This is a genomic window from Enterobacter sp. T2, from assembly GCF_010692925.1.
Classification (GTDB): domain Bacteria; phylum Pseudomonadota; class Gammaproteobacteria; order Enterobacterales; family Enterobacteriaceae; genus Enterobacter; species Enterobacter kobei.
Map to the genome: position 1 here is coordinate 1,321,052 of NZ_CP048736.1, position 19,133 is coordinate 1,340,184.

General features: G+C 55.5%; 17 protein-coding genes. 4 read left to right on the forward strand and 13 right to left on the reverse strand.

Going from position 1 to position 19,133, the window contains the following annotated elements; translation table 11 throughout:
• Positions 1-95 precede the first annotated feature (95 nt).
• Both chiP and chiQ read left to right on the forward strand, forming a co-directional pair.
• Positions 96-1,493, forward strand: coding sequence for a chitoporin ChiP (gene chiP, locus G0034_RS06250; protein ID WP_047344393.1), 1,398 nt, complete (start codon positions 96-98; stop codon positions 1,491-1,493).
• Positions 1,494-1,540: 47 nt separating this feature from the next.
• Positions 1,541-1,867 (forward strand): ChiQ/YbfN family lipoprotein, encoded by a 327-nt coding sequence (gene chiQ / locus G0034_RS06255; RefSeq protein ID WP_014883016.1) that lies wholly within the window; start codon positions 1,541-1,543, stop codon positions 1,865-1,867.
• A gap of 137 nt (positions 1,868-2,004) precedes the next feature.
• Here chiQ and fur read toward each other — a convergent pair whose 3' ends face one another.
• The 4 genes from fur to ybfF form a co-directional block, all read right to left on the reverse strand.
• Positions 2,005-2,451 (reverse strand): ferric iron uptake transcriptional regulator, encoded by a 447-nt coding sequence (gene fur, locus G0034_RS06260; protein WP_003858655.1) that lies wholly within the window; start codon positions 2,449-2,451, stop codon positions 2,005-2,007.
• Positions 2,452-2,738: 287 nt separating this feature from the next.
• Complete coding sequence (fldA, locus tag G0034_RS06265; RefSeq protein ID WP_008501067.1) at positions 2,739-3,269, reverse strand: flavodoxin FldA; 531 nt, start codon at positions 3,267-3,269, stop codon at positions 2,739-2,741.
• A 155-nt stretch (positions 3,270-3,424) separates the two neighbouring features.
• Positions 3,425-3,712, reverse strand: coding sequence for a LexA regulated protein (ybfE, locus tag G0034_RS06270; RefSeq protein ID WP_088127009.1), 288 nt, complete (start codon positions 3,710-3,712; stop codon positions 3,425-3,427).
• Between the two features lie 128 nt (positions 3,713-3,840).
• A complete protein-coding gene (gene ybfF / locus G0034_RS06275) occupies positions 3,841-4,614 on the reverse strand; it encodes an esterase (RefSeq protein WP_032637188.1) in 774 nt (257 codons plus the stop codon).
• 183 nt (positions 4,615-4,797) lie between these two features.
• On the opposite strand from ybfF, the gene seqA reads away from it, so the two are divergent.
• Together seqA and pgm are read left to right on the forward strand one after the other, a co-directional pair.
• Positions 4,798-5,346: a replication initiation negative regulator SeqA gene (gene seqA / locus G0034_RS06280; protein ID WP_014883019.1), complete on the forward strand. Its 549-nt coding sequence runs from the start codon at positions 4,798-4,800 to the stop codon at positions 5,344-5,346.
• A 24-nt stretch (positions 5,347-5,370) separates the two neighbouring features.
• Entirely contained in the window at positions 5,371-7,011 is a 1,641-nt protein-coding gene (pgm, locus tag G0034_RS06285) for a phosphoglucomutase (alpha-D-glucose-1,6-bisphosphate-dependent) (RefSeq protein ID WP_179120632.1), read from the forward strand.
• A 104-nt stretch (positions 7,012-7,115) separates the two neighbouring features.
• Here pgm and potE read toward each other — a convergent pair whose 3' ends face one another.
• The 9 genes from potE to kdpF all read right to left on the reverse strand — a co-directional run bounded on the left by potE (position 7,116) and on the right by kdpF (position 19,048).
• On the reverse strand, positions 7,116-8,429 hold the full coding sequence (gene potE, locus G0034_RS06290; RefSeq protein ID WP_022647448.1) for a putrescine-ornithine antiporter: 1,314 nt from the start codon (positions 8,427-8,429) through the stop codon (positions 7,116-7,118).
• A complete protein-coding gene (gene speF / locus G0034_RS06295) occupies positions 8,426-10,624 on the reverse strand; it encodes an ornithine decarboxylase SpeF (protein ID WP_179120633.1) in 2,199 nt (732 codons plus the stop codon). Before speF ends, potE begins: the two co-directional genes overlap by 4 nt.
• Before the next feature lie 254 nt (positions 10,625-10,878).
• Entirely contained in the window at positions 10,879-10,983 is a 105-nt protein-coding gene (gene speFL, locus G0034_RS06300) for a leader peptide SpeFL (protein WP_003858645.1), read from the reverse strand.
• A gap of 279 nt (positions 10,984-11,262) precedes the next feature.
• Complete coding sequence (gene kdpE / locus G0034_RS06305) at positions 11,263-11,940, reverse strand: two-component system response regulator KdpE (RefSeq protein ID WP_008501074.1); 678 nt, start codon at positions 11,938-11,940, stop codon at positions 11,263-11,265.
• The gene (kdpD, locus tag G0034_RS06310; protein ID WP_023336921.1) at positions 11,937-14,624 is read right to left on the reverse strand and encodes a two-component system sensor histidine kinase KdpD; all 2,688 of its coding nucleotides are present in this window, start codon (positions 14,622-14,624) and stop codon (positions 11,937-11,939) included. Before kdpD ends, kdpE begins: the two co-directional genes overlap by 4 nt.
• The gene (gene kdpC, locus G0034_RS06315) at positions 14,625-15,200 is read right to left on the reverse strand and encodes a potassium-transporting ATPase subunit KdpC (RefSeq protein WP_045281604.1); all 576 of its coding nucleotides are present in this window, start codon (positions 15,198-15,200) and stop codon (positions 14,625-14,627) included.
• 12 nt (positions 15,201-15,212) lie between these two features.
• Complete coding sequence (kdpB, locus tag G0034_RS06320) at positions 15,213-17,261, reverse strand: potassium-transporting ATPase subunit KdpB (protein WP_023332411.1); 2,049 nt, start codon at positions 17,259-17,261, stop codon at positions 15,213-15,215.
• Positions 17,262-17,279: 18 nt separating this feature from the next.
• Entirely contained in the window at positions 17,280-18,959 is a 1,680-nt protein-coding gene (gene kdpA / locus G0034_RS06325; protein WP_179120634.1) for a potassium-transporting ATPase subunit KdpA, read from the reverse strand.
• Positions 18,959-19,048 carry a K(+)-transporting ATPase subunit F gene (kdpF, locus tag G0034_RS06330; protein ID WP_014069365.1) on the reverse strand — a complete coding sequence of 30 codons (90 nt, stop codon included), beginning with the start codon at positions 19,046-19,048 and terminating at the stop codon, positions 18,959-18,961. The genes kdpA and kdpF overlap by 1 nt, the downstream gene beginning before the upstream one ends.
• Positions 19,049-19,133: the final 85 nt, after the last annotated feature.

The window sequence follows — 19,133 nt, forward strand, 5'->3', positions numbered from 1 at the left end:
AGTTAATTCGAGGGTATTTATAACTACCCCTGACCGCCTGGTCTTTTTTATTTTCGCCGTTTTAGGCGCTTTAATTCGTCAAAGAGGAATAATCTATGCGTACGTTCAGTGGCAAACGTAGTGCGCTGGCGCTGGCTATTGCCGGTGTGACAGCAATGTCTGGCCTGGTTGTTACACCTGAGGCGAAAGCTGCGGGTTTCATCGACGATTCTACCCTCACGGGCGGCATCTATTACTGGCAGCGTGAACGTGACCGTAAAGACGTCGCCGAAGACAAATATAAAACCAACCTTTCTCACTCCACATGGAACGCCAACCTGGACTTCCAGTCAGGCTATGCCGCAGATATGTTCGGCCTGGATATCGCTGCATTCACCGCGATTGAAATGGCGGAAAACGGCGACAGCGGCCACCCTAACGAAATTGCCTTCTCCTCCAGCAACAAAGCTTACGATGAAGACTGGTCCGGTGATAAGAGTGGTATCAGCCTGTACAAGGCCGCAGCGAAATTTAAATACGGCCCGGTCTGGGCGCGTGGAGGGTATATTCAGCCAACCGGCCAGACGCTGTTAGCACCACACTGGAGCTTCATGCCAGGTACCTATCAGGGCGCAGAAGCCGGGGCGAACTTTGACTATGGTGATGCGGGTGCGTTGAGCTTCTCCTATATGTGGACCAACGAGTATAAGGCTCCATGGCACATTGAAATGGACAAGTTCTACCAGAACGATAAGAAAACCAAAGTCGATTATCTCCACTCGCTGGGCGCGAAATACGACTTTAAAAACGATCTGGTACTGGAAGCCGCATTTGGTCAGGCGGAAGGCTATATCGATCAGTATTTTGCTAAAGCCAGCTACAAATTTGATATCGCAGGAAGTCCACTGAGCACCAGCTACCAGTTCTATGGTACGCGTGACAAGGTCAGCGATGGCGGCGTCAACGACATTTATGACGGCACCGCGTGGCTGCAGGCGCTGACTTTCGGCTATAAAGTGGGCCAGGTTGATTTACGCCTGGAAGGGACATGGGTGAAGGCGGAAGGGCAGCAGGGCTACTTCCTGCAACGTATGACGCCAACTTACGCGTCATCTAACGGTCGTCTGGATATCTGGTGGGATAACCGCTCAGACTTCAACGCCAATGGTGAAAAAGCGGTCTTCTTCGGCGCAATGTATGATCTGAAAAACTGGAACCTGCCGGGTTGGGCAGTGGGCGCTTCTTACGCTTACGCCTGGGACGCAAAACCTGGCGACATGGCCACACCGGATGCGTACTACGATCCAAATTATCGCCTGAAAGAGTCCTCCTACAGCCTGGATGCTATCTATACCCTGCAGGATGGGCGCGCGAAGGGCACGATGTTCAAACTGCACTTCACTCAGTATGACAACCACTCCGATATCCCGAGCTATGCGGGCGGTTACGGCAACATCTTCCAGGATGAACGTGACGTGAAATTCATGGTTATTGCCCCATTCACCATCTTCTGATGAACCTTCCGGCGGGTTAAGGCCCGCCGGACCGGAGACTGCATATGATGAAAAAAATCGTAATTGTCGCGATGCTTGCATCGGGGCTGGTGGCCTGCGCTCAGCCTCAGGCACCGAAGGAAGATTCCAGGCTGAAGGAGGCTTACAGCGCCTGTATTAATACCGCACAAGGCTCGCCGGAGAAAATTGAAGCCTGTCAGAGCGTACTGAATGTGCTGAAGAAAGAGAAGGCGCATGAGCAATTCGCGACGCAGGAGAATATTCGTGTGATGGATTATCAGGCCTGTATCCAGGCGCGTAAAACGGGTAACGATCAGGAAGTCGCGAAGCGTTGCGATAAGATCTGGAACGAGATACGCAATAACAATAATTAAGTTGCTTTACGCCCGGTGGCGCTGCGCTTACCGGGCCTACAAAGGCGTCATAGTCCGTAGGCCCAGGCGCAGCGCCACCGGGCTTTTTAAGGCAAAAAAAAGCCAGCCTTACGGCTGGCTCAGAGTATGAACGTGACTTATTTTGCGTCGTGCGCGTGTTCATTTTCGCGGCAATCACCTTCAGCGCAGTGACCATACAGGTACAGGCTGTGGTTGGTCAGGCGGATGCCATGACGAGCGGCGATTTCACGCTGACGCGATTCGATGGAATCATCGCTGAATTCAATGACCTTGCCGCAATCGAGGCAGATCAGGTGATCATGGTGATGCTGCTGGGTCAGTTCGAATACAGATTTACCGCCTTCGAAATTATGACGGGTAACAATGCCCGCGTCATCAAACTGGTTCAGCACGCGATAAACGGTGGCCAGACCAATCTCTTCACCCATGTCGATAAGACGTTTATAGAGGTCTTCCGCACTGACATGGTGGTTGTCTGGACCCTGAAGCACTTCGAGGATTTTTAACCGAGGAAGCGTTACTTTCAGGCCAGCCTTCTTTAATGCGGTATTGTTGTCAGTCATGCGGAATCTGTCCTGTTGCTAAACGATTCACTTCTGAAAGAAGTGACAGAAAATGCACCTTGGATATTGCGTCTCATTATAGAACTGCCACGGCTAAATGAAAACTGCAAGTCTCAGGCAAAGTATGCTTATAAAAATGGGGTATCACCGACAAACTTGTGAAATGAAAACCACATTTTACCAGGGAAACATTGTACAGGTCTGCGCGAAAAAGTTAAAAGTTTGTAGCAATTAATTTAATCGGTTTTACCTGGAAAACGGGCGCAACCGCCGTTGCGCCGCGAAAATCAGGCGTTGAGAATATCGTCCAGGTGCAGTTCTTCACGGATCTGCTTAACCCACTTCTCTACGCGCTCAGCGGTCAGCTCAGGCTGACGGTCTTCGTCGATGGCCAGACCCACGAAGTGATCGTCATCGGCAAGACCTTTGGAGGCTTCAAAGTGGTAACCGGCAGTGGGCCAGTGACCGACAATAACGGCGCCGTTCGGCTCAATGATGTCGCGGATGGTGCCCAGCGCGTCGCAGAAGTACTCGGCATAGTCTTCCTGATCGCCACAGCCAAACAGGGCAACCAGCTTGCCGTTGAAGTCCACCTCTTCCAGCGTTGGGAAGAAATCATCCCAGTCGCACTGTGCTTCACCGTAGTACCAGGTTGGAATACCCAGCAGCAGAATGTCGTAGCCCTCGAGATCTTCTTTGCTGCTCTTGGCGATGTCATGCACATCAGCAACGTCTTTACCGAGCTGTTTCTGAATGTTTTTTGCGATATTTTCGGTATTGCCGGTATCACTGCCGAAGAAAATGCCGATGATTGCCATGAGTAAAATAACCTCTTGAAACTTAATGGTATGGTGGCGCAATTCGGCCACGGATAAGGGCAATAATAGCAGAACAGGCAACCCTGCGGAAACCGCTATCGCGCAGGACTGCACTCTGTGCTACATGAAAAGGGTAAAAAAGGGGTTTTTCAGACTTATGCCTGGCTGCGCAATGTCTCAAGCTGGGCGATCAGCATCTCTTCAATGAGCTCGCTGCGGCTGATATTACGCGCTTCCGCCAGCTCGTTAAGCGCATCGACAGCGTCAGCGTTGAGCTTCAATTCGACACGCCTAAGCCCACGATTTTTATCGCGTTTAAGCTGGTTGCGTTTATTAATACGCAGCTGTTCGTCGCGCGAAAGCGGATTCGTTTTCGGTCGTCCCGGTCGACGCTCATTCGCGAACAGATCTAGTGTCGTACGGTCCGTTTGTTCTTTGGCCATGATTCAGAGACTTCGGGGGAAACACGCCGCCCTGCTAATGCCCGGGCGATAAGCGCGCCATCATACATCAGCAAAAACGGCACGCCAACGACTGGAAGCCCGTCGTCTTCCAGTCGCTCTCTTTTTAATCAATTTGCCGTATCAGTGAGATAGCGACGAATGGCGCGCAGGACTGCATCAGGTTTTTCCGCATGTACCCAATGCCCGGCACCGGCAATTACATGGGCGCGCGCCTGCGGGAATTGTGCCAGCAGCGTGTCGCGGTAAGCATCAGTAACGTAAGGCGAGTTACCGCCGCGAATGAAGAGGGTAGGATGCGGCCAGGCGGGGACGGCCTCCCAGCCAACGATGTTATTATACTGGTCCCACAGCACCGGGACGTTAAAACGCCATTGCCCCTCAACAAACGACTTCAGCAGGAATTGCACCACGCCTTCTTCATCAAGATGCTCACGCATCACGGCTGCTGCCTGCTGACGGGTGGAAACGCCGGCCTCCGTCACCGCATTAATTGCCGCGAAGATCTCATCGTGACGGCGAACGTCGTAATCCACTGGGGCGACATCAATCACCACCAGCCCGGAAATTCGCTCAGGTGCCAGTGCCGTGAGCGCCATGACCGCTTTACCACCCATCGAATGCCCGATGAGGGTCACTTTCTGCAGGTTGTGGGCGTCGAGCGTATCCAGGAGATCCTGCGCCATTGCCGCGTAGGTCATCTCGTCTGCGCGCCCGGAAAGTCCGTGGTTGCGCATATCGACCTGTAAAATATCGTGATCGGTAACCAGATCGCGCGCCAGCACGCCCAGGTTATCCAGGCTGCCAAAAAGTCCATGAACCAGTACGATGGGAGAATTATTGTTCGGCGATTGTGCAGTTTGCGCTCGGGTATTCAATTTCATGGCAAAGTTCTTTTTTTACGTTTGTCAGGTTAGGGTATCATGTTGACCATTCTGCCGCCCGGCCGCAAGGTTCCAGTTTAATCTGACTTTTGCCGCCAACCTGGTTTGACGCTATCCGCTGTTGGGATTTGACCTTATAATCCCAATGACTTGTATTCAGATAAGATATCGCACTGGATTAAGATGAAAACAATCGAAGTTGATGACGAACTCTATCAGTATATTGCCAGCCAAACGCGGCATATCGGGGAGAGCGCGTCCGACATTTTACGGCGCATGCTTAAAATTTCCGCCGCTTCACAGCCTGCTACCCCAGTCACCAAAGATGTCGTGTCTCAGCCGAGCGTTGTTGCACAAGCAAAGCCTGCCGTGACGCCGGTAAAAGATAAAGTACGCGCGATGCGCGAGCTGCTGCTGTCCGACGAGTATGCGGAGCAGAAAAAGGCGGTTAACCGCTTTATGCTGGTGCTGTCTACACTTTACTCCCTGGATAACAAAGCGTTTGCTGAAGCGACCGAGTCGCTGCACGGTCGTACTCGCGTCTATTTCGCGGGTGACGAGCAAACGCTGCTGCAAAATGGCAACCAAACCAAACCTAAACATGTCCCTGGCACCCCATACTGGGTGATCACCAATACCAATACGGGCCGCAAGTGCAGCATGATTGAACACATCATGCAGTCCATGCAGTTCCCGGCGGAATTGATTGAAAAGGTTTGCGGTACAATTTAACCCTTGCATCAGAAGGACCCGGTAATGGCAAATCACAGCCGTGCAGGCCAACCTGCACAACAAAGCGATTTGATTAACGTCGCTCAGCTGACCGCGCAGTATTACGTGCTGAAACCGGTCGTGGGCAACGCAGAACACGCAGTGAAGTTTGGTACATCTGGTCACCGCGGTAGCGCGGCACGCCATAGCTTTAACGAACCGCACATTCTGGCCATTGCTCAGGCCATTGCGGAAGAGCGCGCTAAAAACGGCGTTACCGGTCCGTGCTACGTGGGGAAAGATACCCATGCGCTGTCTGAACCGGCGTTCATCTCTGTGCTGGAAGTGCTGGCGGCAAACGGCGTCGACGTGATTGTGCAGGAGAATAACGGCTTCACGCCAACGCCGGCGGTGTCTAACGCTATCCTGGTGCACAACAAAAAAGGTGGCGCGCTGGCTGACGGGATTGTTATCACGCCATCCCACAACCCGCCGGAAGACGGGGGCATTAAATACAACCCGCCTAACGGTGGCCCGGCAGATACTAACGTCACCAAAGTGGTAGAAGACCGCGCAAACGCGCTGTTGGCTGACGGTCTGAAAGGCGTGAAACGCATCTCTCTGGATGCGGCAATGGCGTCCGGTCACGTAAAAGAGCAGGATCTGGTTCAGCCGTTCGTGGAGGGACTGGCGGATATCGTCGACATGGCGGCGATTCAGAAAGCAGGCCTGAAGCTGGGCGTGGACCCGCTGGGCGGTTCCGGTATCGAGTACTGGAAACGTATTGCCGAGCATTACAAGCTGGATCTGACCATCGTGAACGATCACGTCGATCAGACCTTCCGCTTTATGCACCTGGATAAAGACGGCGCGATCCGTATGGACTGCTCCTCCGAGTGTGCGATGGCGGGACTGCTGGCGCTGCGCGACAAATTCGATCTGGCGTTTGCGAACGACCCGGATTATGACCGTCACGGTATCGTCACCCCTGCCGGGCTGATGAACCCGAACCACTATCTGGCTGTGGCGATCAACTACCTGTTCCAGCATCGTCCGCAGTGGGGCAAAGAGGTGGCTGTCGGTAAAACGCTGGTCTCTTCCGCGATGATCGACCGCGTGGTCGACGCGCTGGGCCGCAAGCTGGTGGAAGTGCCGGTGGGCTTCAAATGGTTTGTTGACGGTCTGCACGACGGCAGCTTCGGCTTCGGTGGTGAAGAGAGCGCCGGGGCATCCTTCCTGCGTTTCGACGGCACGCCATGGTCAACCGATAAAGACGGTATCATCATGTGCCTGCTGGCGGCGGAGATCACCGCGGTCACCGGTAAGAACCCGCAGGAACATTACAACGACCTGGCGGCACGTTTTGGTGCGCCAAGCTACAACCGTATTCAGGCGAGCGCGACCTCAGCCCAGAAAGCGGCGCTGTCTAAACTCTCTCCGGAGATGGTCAGTGCTAGCACCCTGGCAGGAGATCCGATCACCGCGCGTCTGACGGCTGCACCGGGTAACGGCGCGTCAATCGGGGGGCTGAAAGTAATGACCGACAACGGCTGGTTCGCTGCACGTCCATCCGGTACGGAAGACGCGTATAAAATCTATTGCGAAAGCTTCATCGGCGCTGAGCACCGTCAGCAGATTGAGAAAGAAGCCGTAGAGATTGTCAGCGAAGTGCTGAAGAACGCGTAAGTGCGTTATCGGTGCGGGCTGATGCCCTCACCCCGGCCCTCTCCCACAGGGAGAGGGAGAAAACAATAAAAACGGCAACCCTCGGGCTGCCGTTTTGTTTTTACCTAACTATGCTTATTCTTCAATTCAAACCGTGGTGACACCAGACCGTACAGCGTCCAGCCCATAAAGGTCACCATTGCCCCATAGAGCATCGCTTCCTGACCGGAAGAGTAGAGCGCATAGAAGCTGTAAATCGCCCCAATGAGCGCCACGATATTCGCAGCTCGTGCTTTACGCGGATCCACCTTCGCGACCTTCTGAATAATCACCAGCGCGGCCATCGACAGAATGTACGGAATGATGTTCGTCACCACCGCCAGGTTGACCAGCACGTTGAACTGGCTGTTCAGCGACGGGCTAATGGTCATCAGCGACAATCCACTCTGGAAAATCACAATGGCCAGCATGCCCTGCACAGGTGCGTCCGCTTTGGTGACGCGGGAGAAGATTTTGGGGAAATAACCTTCGTCAGCCGAGGATTTAAACACCTGCGCGATGGTGAACTGCCAGCCGAGAAGCGAACCGCAGCAGGACATCACCATCAGACCCATAATCACCTTCCCGACTTCCGGGGTGAACATCTGGGCGAAAGCCAGCCCGAACGGTGCCGTGGAGTTAGCCAGATCCATATTCGGCACAATCCCGGCAATCACGTTGGTTGAGACGATATAGATCACCGCCGCCCCCAGCGTTCCGCCAAGTACCGCAATCGGCACGTTCTTTTCCGGGTTCTCAACTACTTCCGCGTTCGCGCAGGCCGATTCCAGTCCGAGAAAAGCCCATAGCGTCATGGCGATAGAAGAGCCCACGGCGGTAAAGAACGGCACATGATGCGGGTTCCAGGAGTTGGCGTAGAGCGTAGGACTAAACCAGAACCAGCCGATGATGCATAAACCGACGACCGGGATAATCACGCCCCAGACGGTGATGCTGCTCAGTTGTCCGGTGATACGCGCGCCGCCGAAGTTCGCCACGGTGCAGATCCACAGCACCCCGATGGTCGCCAGCCCAATTTGTACCGGGGTGAGCGTGGCGCCAAACAGTTCCGTCCCGTAACCCACGGCGGAAATGGCAATCGCCACGTTGGCGATCAGCAGCGATACACCATAGGTATAGTTGGCCATAAAGTTGCCGGACTTGCCAAAAGCGTATTCCGCATAGCCGCCCATCCCGCCGGACTTGCGGCTGAACATCCCGCATTTGGCGAATGCCCACGCCAGCGCCATTGACCCCACCGCCGTCACCAGCCAGGAGATAATCGAAATGGTGCCCACTTCGGCAAGCTTGGTGGGCAGCATGATGATCCCGGACCCCATCATGTTGACCATGGTGAGGATGGTCAGCTGCACCACGCCCATCTTATTGGATTTACTCATAATGTCTCTCCTTTCAGCAGCGCGGGCTGAGCAGCGGGTTGTTTGATGACGTTACAGCGAACCTGTTTGCGACCCTCACACTCTTCAACGTATACGCCCTGCAGCTCAGGCGCGAAGCCTGGTAGCAGGTTGATACCGTCTTCCAGCGCGGCAAAGTAGCGCAGCACGGAGCCGCCCCAGACTTCGCCCGGGACAACGCACAGCACCCCAGGCGGATAAGGCAGGGCGCCTTCAGCGGCAATGCGGCCTTCCGCATCGCGCAGGGAGACCAGTTCAACCTCACCGCGCAGATAGGCGTAGTTTGCGTCCTGCGGGTTCATCATCACGCGCGGGAAGTGAGACTTGCGGAACATCTCTTTCTGCAGCTGTTTCACGTTGTGGCGGGCGTACAGGTCATGCATTTCCTGGCAGATCTGGCGCAGGGTGTAATCCGCGTAACGTTCCGGATGTTGTTTGTAGAGAGAAGGCAGGACCTCTTTCAGCGGAACATCGCTCTCGAGCAGTTTTTCGAAGCGCACCAGCTGCGCCACCAGCTGCTGCAGTTTGCCCATATCTTCCGCAGGGGTGAGCAGGAACAGGATCGAGTTGAGATCGCATTTCTCCGGCACGATGCCGTTTTCACGCAGGAAGTTGGCGAGGATGGTGGCGGGCACGCCGAAATCCTCATACTCGCCGGTGCGGGCGTTAATACCTGGCGTGGTCAGCAGGAGCTTGCACGGGTCGATAAAGTACTGGTGCTCGGCATAGCCCTCAAAAGCGTGCCAGTTTTCACCCGGTACGAAGTGGAAGAAGCGCAGATCGGTGGCAATTTCCGCTGTGTCGAAGCTTTCCCACGGACGGCCATCCACCGTCTCCGGCACAAACGGACGAAGGTACTGGCAGTTCTCCAGGATCAGTTTGCGCGCTTCAATACCGTTAACCACGCAGTCCATCCACATGTTGCGACCGCTCTGACCTTCATGCATACGGGCGTTAATATCCAGCGCAGCAAACAGAGGGTAGAACGGGCTGGTTGAGGCGTGCATCATAAAAGCATTATTCAGCCGCTTGTGGGGTACATAGCGCTGCTGGCCTTTGATATGGCTGTCCTTTTTGTGGATCTGCGAGGTCTGCGAGAAGCCTGCCTGCTGTTTATGTACCGACTGGGTGACCAGAATTCCCGGGTCGTTTTCGTTCAGCTCCAGCAGCAGCGGCGAGCAATCTGCCATCATCGGGATAAACTGCTCGTAACCTACCCAGGCCGAGTCGAACAGGATGTAATCACACAGATGCCCAATCTTATCCACCACCTGACGGGCGTTATAGATGGTGCCATCGTAGGTACCCAGCTGGATCACCGCCAGACGGAACGGGCGTGCATCGCGTGCACGACCTGGCGCCACCTCGGCTACCAACTCGCGCAGGTAGCTTTCCTCAAAGCAGTGCGCGTCAATACCACCAATAAAGCCGTACGGGTTGCGCGCGGTTTCCAGATAGACCGGCGTCGCGCCAGCCTGAAGAAGAGCACCGTGATGATTCGATTTGTGGTTATTACGGTCAAACAGAACCAGGTCGCCAGGGGTGAGCAGGGCGTTAAGGACCACTTTGTTGGATGAGGAGGTCCCATTCAGCACAAAGTAGGTCTTATCGGCATTAAAGACCTTTGCGGCATGTTGCTGCGCAATGCACGGGGCGCCTTCGTGGATCAGCAGATCGCCCATCGCCACGTCGGCGTTACACAGGTCGGAACGGAAAAGCGTTTCACCAAAGAAATCGACAAACTGATTGCCCGCAGGATGACGGCGGAAGAATTGCCCCCCCTGATGCCCCGGGCAGTCAAATGCGCTGTTACCCTGTTTCACGTAGTCTACGAGGGCACGGAAAAACGGCGGTCGCAGCTGGGTTTCGTACTTCTGGGCCGCCGCTTCCAGCTGGCGGCCATAAAAATCGTTGCTGGTGTCTGAATGCTCAAATACGCCGTGAATGCGCGATAAATAATCTGCCGGAATGATCTCTTCTTTATGCGTTGCGACAAAGACGGGAATGCCAAATCCGGTGGCTTCTATTTCTTCCAGTATGCCGCTGGAAATATCGCTAACGGCCAGAACAATGGCTGCGACATCGATATAATCTGAAGCGCGGACATCCACAAGCTCACGCTGGGTGGTAAAGCAGTCCGGACATGCACGGCTGGCCGCGATTTTTAAACTTTTCATCTTTCTCTCTTTATTTTAGGTAATAAGCATCCTTCGATTTCTTGTCAGAAAGAAATCGATAATTTTCCGGAAAAAAAGCAAAGTGTGGCCGCTGATTAAAATCAGTAAATTGCTTTTTGATGATTGAAATTCAGTCCGCCCGGTTGCAGATGAGTCTGAATTAAGTGGAATGAGCGCACGACTTCACAGGCAATGGCCTGTAAAATAAGGTGTTTCAGGATAACCTGTAAGCGAGTGCGCCAGAAGTCGAAGGACTACCGGGCATTAAAGAGGTGAAAGTCAAAGCAGTTTCGGTGGGCAAACATCATGATATGTGTTGTCCGCCTTATATGGGGCATTAAGCGATTGTTGTTTTCCATGTTTCATTTTCCTTTCAGTAATTGAAAGCATGGTCATTTTATCCAGGAAAAAGGGATTAACTGTGAATCAGATCACCCTTAACCGATCATTTCAGAAATAATTAGTCGTTTTTGATGAATAACGCAGATCAAAATGCTGATTTGTTGTTGAAGTGTTAATGATTGGTTTTGTTAATGTTTTAAACGAGCAAAAATAATCCATTGAATAATGTATTGATTATTTTTTTAATATTTATCGGGAGGGTTTTTGATTATTTAGAAAATAATATGAATAGTTATTCAAAGCATAAACCGATAACCGATACCGGTTTCAGTTAATAAATGGCGAGGGCGAGCGGGGTCGACTTCCAGTTTCTGACGAAGGTGACCCATATATATGCGCAAATAGTGACTATGTTCCACCGCGTTGGGTCCCCACACCTGACTCAACAGCTGGCGCTGGGTGAGAACCTTGCCGTGGTTATTAAGCAGCACGGCGAGCAGGCGGAATTCGATGGGGGTAAGATGGATTTCCTCTTCACCGCGCACAATGCGCCGTGCGGCGAGGTCAACCCGAATATCACCAAACGTGTAGGTTGGGTCGGCAGGCGTGGTGGCGCTATGACGACGCAGCGCCACACGCAGGCGAGCCTGCAATTCGCCAATGCCAAAGGGTTTAATCAGATAGTCATCGGCGCCGGCATCCAGCGCGGCGATTTTATCCGTCTCTTCAGTACGCGCAGAGAGCACGAGAATCGGCATCTGGCTCCACTGACGAACCTCACGAATAAAATCGATGCCGTCGCCATCCGGCAGCCCAAGATCGAGGATCACCAGGTCCGGCTTGCGGGTGGCGGCTTCAATTAAACCCCGTTGAAGCGTACCCGCATCGTGAACGCGCAGACCGTCTCCTTCCAGCGCAGCGCGCAGAAAACGGCTAATGGCGATCTCATCTTCGACAATCAGAACGTTAATCACAAATCCTCGGGTAATTCATTCAGTTCTGGCGGGGTTTCCAGAGGAAGTGTAACACAAAAACGCGCGCCGCCTTCCGGACGATTCTCTGCGGAAATGGTTCCGCCATGGACGTCAACGATCGCCTGACAAATCGCCAGCCCGAGCCCAACGCCCGGAATGGCCGACTCCTTGTTCCCGCGCGCGAATTTTTCGAAAATAGCCAGCTCCTGCCCGGCAGGAATGCCCGGTCCGGTATCCCAGACGTCAAGGTGAAGCGTGCCATCCTCTACCATCGCATCCACGCCAATCCGGGCACTTGAGCCGGCATATTTACCGGCATTTTCCAGCAGATTGATCAGCACCCGTTCAAACAAGGGGCCATCGACGTGAATTAAGGTCAGGGGTTCAGGCATGTTCAGCGCGATATGCCGCCCACCGAGGCCGGGCTCCAGCATTTTCAGCGCGCTGCCTACCACTTCTTCCAGCGTGAGCCACTCTTTTTTGAGGTTAAATCCGCCCGACTGAATGCGCGCCATATCGAGCAGGTTATTCACCAGACGGGTGGTATTCAGCACGTGCTGGCGGATTTCGCTGGCCTGAAGGGCGTGTTTAGACCCTTCCGCGGCCAGGTCCAGCGTCAGGATTTCTGACTGACCAAACAGAACGGTCAGCGGTGTCCGCAGGTCGTGCGACAGCGCCGCCAGCAGCGAGTTACGAATGCTTTCACGCTCGCTGGCCAGTCGGGCCTGTTCTTCACTGGCGGTAAGCGCCAGCCGTTCCAGCGCGCTGGCAACCAGCAGCGTAAAAGTCTCCAGCAGCCGCTGCTGCTCGGGGATCATCAGCTGACGCAGGTTTGAGGGCTCAACAATCACCAGCCCCTGATTTTTATCGGCGCTGCGTAACGGCAGAATTTGATAGGGCACGCCGGGCAGGGTGTCGGTCCCTGCGCCCGCAGGTAACCCTTTATCAAAGCTCCAGCGCGCGATGGCTTCGTCCCAGGGCGTCATGCCGGAGGCCGAGGTTAGCGGGCGCAGCTTACCGTGTTCGTCCGGGAGTAAAATCAGGTTGCTGGCATGAAACGTCGAGCGAATAAACTGCTCGCTGGTCTGCACAATATCCAGCGGGGTCCGACCCACCGCCAGCGATTTCGACATTTCATACAGATGCCGCGTGCGCTGTTCGCGGTAGCGGGCGATGCGCGCCTGGTAGCGCACGCCCGCCGTCAGATTGCCGATCACCAGCCCGACGGTGAGCATCACGGCAAAGGTCAGGATGTACTGTACGTCCGACACGGCGAGCGTCCCGCGAGGGGCAATAAAGAACAGATCAAAGCTGATGACGTTAATCACCGTTGCCAGCACCGACGGCCAGCGTCCGTAAAAGAGTGCCACCACCACCACGCCAAGGAGGTAGATCATCACCAGGTTGGCTGCGTCGAAGGCAATCAGCCATTTGCTGGCAATGATCGTGATCAGGGCGCAGAGCACGACGGCCACCAGGCAGCCGCGAAGCTGAATGCGCCATTTATCACTGAAAGTACGGCTGTCCGGGGCGCGGCTGGGAAGGGGCGTGGGTTTATCATCCAGCGCCACGATCACCAGGTCCAGATCCGGCGCGCGGCGGGCCAGTTTGTCGGCAAAGGATTCACGGCTAAACCAGCGACGATGCTGGCGACGGCCAATGACGATTTTCCCCAGGTTATGCTCCCGGGCGTAGCGCAGAATGGCTTTATCTTCCTGAGGATCGGAAAGGGTGGCGGTTTCGGCACCCAGCTCCTGCGCCAGGCGCAGCGAACTCAGAATCGCGCGGCGCTGGTTTTCGGGCAGGGCATGAAGCTGCGGCGTTTCGACATACACCGCATGCCAGACGCTGCCAAATTTGGCGGCCAGACGCGCGGCGGTGCGGACAAGTTTTTCGTTACCGCTGCCGTGCCCCACGCACAGCAGGATGGCATCCCGCGTATGCCAGACGCGTTCCTGGCCCTGCAAATCGCGCCAGGCACGCATCTGATCGTCAACGCGATCGGCAGTACGGCGCAGAGCCAGTTCGCGCAGGGCAATCAGGTTGCCTTTGCGGAAGAAATGTTCGATGGCACGCTCGGCCTGTCCGGCAATATAGACTTTGCCTTCGTGCAGGCGCTGGCGCAAATCATCCGGCGGCAGATCGACCAGCACCACTTCGTCAGCGGAATCGAAGAAAGGGTCGGGCACCGTCTCGCGCACCTGAATGCCGGTCACGCCGCTGACCACATCGTTCAGGCTTTCCAGATGCTGCACGTTAACCGTCGTGAAAACATCAATGCCAGCTTCAAGTAATTCTTCCACATCCTGCCAGCGCTTGGGGTGACGCGAGCCTGGCGCATTGCTGTGCGCCAGTTCGTCCATCAGGATAAGCGCCGGACGGCGGGCGAGGGCGGCATCAATATCAAACTCAGTGACTAAACGACCCCGATGGCTGATGCGGCGGGGCGGCTGGGTGGCAAGCCCCTTCAGCAGCGATGCCGTCTCTTTACGTCCGTGGGTTTCAACCACGCCGATCAGTATATCGAGCCCCTGCGCCCGAAGCCGCTGGGCTTCCGTCAGCATGGCGAAGGTTTTCCCGACACCCGCGCAGGCGCCAAAGAAAATTTTCAGTTTGCCGCGATGGGCTTCAGCCGTCTGTTCAAGCAGCCTGTCCGGATCCGGGCGCATGGGCTCGTCGGTCATTTAGTTTTTCCTTAGCGCGTCCAGCGCCAGATTCAGCTCAACAATATTCACTACCGGCATGCCGATATAGCTGACCAGCGGCTTTTGTGTGTGTTCTGCCACCAGCTTGCTCACCTGTTCAATACTCAATTGACGGGCGGCGGCAACGCGCGGGATCTGCCACGCCACCGCTGCCGGCGTCAGGCTATAGTCCAGCCCGCTGGCTGAGGCGGTGACCAGCTCCACGGGAACCTCGCGGCTGGCCTGTGGGTTGGCGGCGCGCAGGGCGGCCACGCGCTCGGCGACGGCTTTGTCCAGCGCCGGGTTGCTGCCCGCCAGGTTACTGCCGCCGGATGCCATCGGATTATACGGGCTTTCGGCAGTGGCGGAAGGGCGTCCCTGGAAGTAGCGAGCGTCCGTAAAGCTCTGGCCAATCAGGCGCGAACCGCGGTTTTCACCGTTTTGCATAATCAGCGAGCCGTTAGCCTGATCCTTAAACCACCACTGGCCCAGGGCGGTGGTGACCAGCGGGTAGAGCCCGCCGGTAATCAGCGACAGCAGAATAAACAGAAGTATAGCGGGGCGTAACATCGTCATTTGATTCACCTTTTAAACCAGCCCGAACAGGGTCAACAGCAGATCGATAGCCTTGATACCGATGAAGGGCACCACCAGCCCACCCAGGCCGTAAATCCACAGGTTGCGGCGCAGCATGGCGGCCGCCGTGAGCGGCTTGTAGCTCACGCCTTTCAGCGCCAGCGGGATCAGGAAGACAATAATCAGAGCGTTAAAGATTACCGCGCTCAGAATGGCCGATGCCGGGGAGTGCAGGTGCATTACGTTCAGGGCGTTTAATTGCGGATAGGTCGCAGCAAACGCGGCCGGAATGATGGCGAAATATTTCGCCACATCGTTAGCGATGCTGAACGTGGTCAGCGAGCCGCGCGTCATCAGCATCTGCTTACCAATGTGCACGACTTCAATCAGCTTGGTCGGGTTAGAGTCGAGATCGACCATGTTGCCCGCCTCTTTTGCCGCCTGGGTACCGGAGTTCATTGCCACCGCCACGTCGGCCTGCGCCAGGGCAGGGGCATCGTTGGTCCCGTCACCGGTCATCGCTACCAGACGCCCTTCCGCCTGATACTGACGAATCAAGGCCAGTTTGGCTTCCGGTGTGGCTTCGGAAAGAAAATCATCCACGCCCGCTTCGGCAGCAATCGCCGCGGCGGTCAGGCGGTTATCCCCGGTGATCATCACCGTTTTGATCCCCATTTTACGCAGCTGGGCAAAGCGTTCTTTGATGCCGCCTTTGACGATATCCTTCAGGGCAATCACCCCCAGCACATTTGCGCCTTCAGCCACCACCAGCGGCGTTGCCCCCTGACGGGCCACGCTTTCCACCAGGCTATCCACTTCGGGTGGGAAGTGACCGTTATTAGCCTCAATGTGGCGACGGATGGCGTCAACCGAGCCTTTACGGATCATCCGGTCCTGAATATTAATGCCGCTCATCCGGGTCTGTGCCGTGAAGGGCACGAAAGTGGCATGCAGGCTCTGAACGTCGCGCTGGCGCAGGTTAAAGCGCTGTTTGGCAAGAATCACAATGCTGCGACCTTCCGGAGTTTCGTCGGCAAGCGATGAGAGCTGTGCGGCATCTGCCAGCGTTTTTTCATCCACGCCAGGTGCGGGTAAGAAGTCTGATGCCTGACGGTTACCGAGGGTGATGGTCCCGGTTTTATCAAGCAGCAGAACGTCTACATCGCCCGCCGCTTCAACGGCACGTCCGCTGGTGGCGATGACGTTGGCACCGAGCATACGGCTCATACCGGCCACGCCGATGGCCGACAGCAGGCCGCCGATAGTGGTGGGGATCAGACAGACCAGCAGCGCCACCAGCACCGTGATGGTGACCGCCGTACCGCCGTAGGCGGAGAACGGCCACAGGGTCGCGGTTGCCAGCAGGAAGACGAGGGTCAACGCGACCAGCAGGATGGTCAGGGCAATCTCGTTGGGGGTTTTACGACGCTGGGCGCCTTCCACCATGGCGATCATCCGGTCAAGGAAGGTTTCACCTGGGTTAACGCTACACTGGATCACCAGCCAGTCGGAGAGTATGCGCGTCCCCCCCGTTACGGAGGCGAAATCGCCGCCGGATTCACGGATAACCGGGGCGGATTCCCCGGTGATGGCGCTTTCGTCCACCGACGCGCCACCTTCAATCACTTCCCCGTCGCACGGGATAATATCGCCAGCTTCGACCAGCACCACATCGCCTTTACGCAGTTCATCCGCCGGAACGTGGTCCATCTGCGCACCGTATTTTGGTTCACGTAACTTGCGTGCGAAGGCGGTCTTTTTTACCCCTTTCAGGCTGTTGGCCTGGGCTTTACTCCGGCCTTCCGCCAGCGCTTCCGCAAAGTTGGCAAACAGCACGGTAAACCACAGCCACAGGCTAATGGCGCCGGTAAACATCGCATTTCCCGGCATGTGGCCCGTTCCCATGGCAATCGCCAGTGCGGTGGTCAGGACGCTTCCCGCCCAGACAATAAACATCACCGGGTTGTGCCACTGCACGCGCGGGCTCAGTTTTTTCACCGCATCCATGAGCGCCTGACGAACTAATGACGGTTCGAACAGGGCCAGTTGTTTACGACTCATGACAAATTCTCCGCAAAATCAGCGTAAAGAGAGGTATTCCGCGACCGGGCCTAACGCGAGGGCGGGGATAAAGGTCAGGGCACCAACCAGTAACACGGTGCCTGTGAGCAGGCCGATAAACAGCGCGCCGTGGGTCGGTAATGTTCCGGTGGTGGTCGGTTGAATTTTTTTATTCACCAGCGATCCGGCAATCGCTATGACCGGCACAATGATCCCGAAACGACCCACGAACATGCAGAACGCCAGCAGACAGTTCCAGAACGGTGAGTTGGCACTTAAGCCTGCAAAGGCACTGCCGTTGTTGTTGGCGGCAGAGGAGACGGCATACAGCACTTCGCTAAAGCCGTGAATACCCGGGTTAAAGATGCCGCTGCGTCCGGCCTCGGTCATCAGCGCTAGTGCGGAGCCGAGCAGTACGAGGGCAGGGGTTACCAGAATCGCCAGCGCGGTTAATTTCATCTCGCGAACGTCGATTTTTTTACCGAGGTATTCCGGGGTACGACCAATCATCAGACCGGCAATAAACACCGCCAGCATCACGAACAACAGCATGCCGTAAAGACCTGAACCCACGCCGCCAAATACCACCTCGCCAATCTGCATCAGCCACATTGGGATCATTCCGCCCAGTGCGGTGAAGGAGTCATGCATGGCATTCACCGCCCCGCACGAGGCCGCCGTGGTGACCACCGCATAGAGGCTGCTGGCGAGAATGCCAAAGCGGCTCTCTTTACCTTCCATATTGATATTGCTGTTAGCCCCAAGCTGCATGAAATGGCTATTGCCGTTCCATTCAGCCCACATCACCAGCGCAACGCAGACCACGAAGATTAACGACATGGTCCAGAGCAGGGTGCGCCCCTGCCGGCGATCGTTGACGACATCACCAAAGGCAAAGCAGAGTGCGGTGGGGATCAGGAAAATCGCCAGCATCTGCACAAAATTGGTCAGGGCAGTCGGGTTTTCAAACGGATGCGATGAGTTGGCGTTGAAGAAGCCGCCGCCGTTGGTGCCGAGCATCTTGATGGCTTCCTGCGACGCCACGGGCCCCATCGGCAGGAGCTGTTTTGCCCCTTCCAGTGAGGTATAAGGGGTGTATGGCAGCAGGTTTTGCAGGCTACCTTGCTGAATAAAGAACAGCGCGATCAGCAGCGCAATTGGCAGCAATATCCACAGCGTGATGCGCGTCAGATCCACCCACGCGTTACCCAGGGTACTGATTTTCTGACGAGCAAACGCGCGCGTCAGCGCGAAGATCACAGCGATACCGCTGGCAGCCGAGAGGAAGTTCTGGACGGTTAATCCCGCCATCTGGCTGAAATAGCTCAGCGTGGTTTCACCCGCATAGGACTGCCAGTTGGTGTTGGTGACAAAGCTGACTGCCGTATTCAGCGCAAGATGCCAGGACAGACCCGGTAATTGTTGCGGATTCAGCGGCAGACTCCCCTGCAGCATCAGCAGGGTAAAAAGTGCAATCAGCCCAACAATATTCAGCAGCAGAATGGCAAAAAGATATTCACGCCAGCTCATCTCGCGATCGTCTATTCCCAGTACACGCCAGATCCCTTTTTCAACGCTTCCCGTACCAGGCAGGGGGACGTTGTTGATAAGCCTTGCCAGCCCCATTCCCAGTGGCCTTGCCAGAACGAACAACGCCAGTAAGAAGCTGGCAATAAGCAAAAACGCCTGAGCAGCCATCAGAATGCCTCCGCATTAATCAGGGCATAAACCAGATAACCCAATAACAGGAACACCAGCACGATGCCGGCAATAAGACCTGCACTCACAATCCACCTCCGGGTGACTTTTGTTGTTGGGTTAACGGTAGGATTTATGGCGCAAAGATTTCGCAAAAATGAGGAGAGAGGGTGT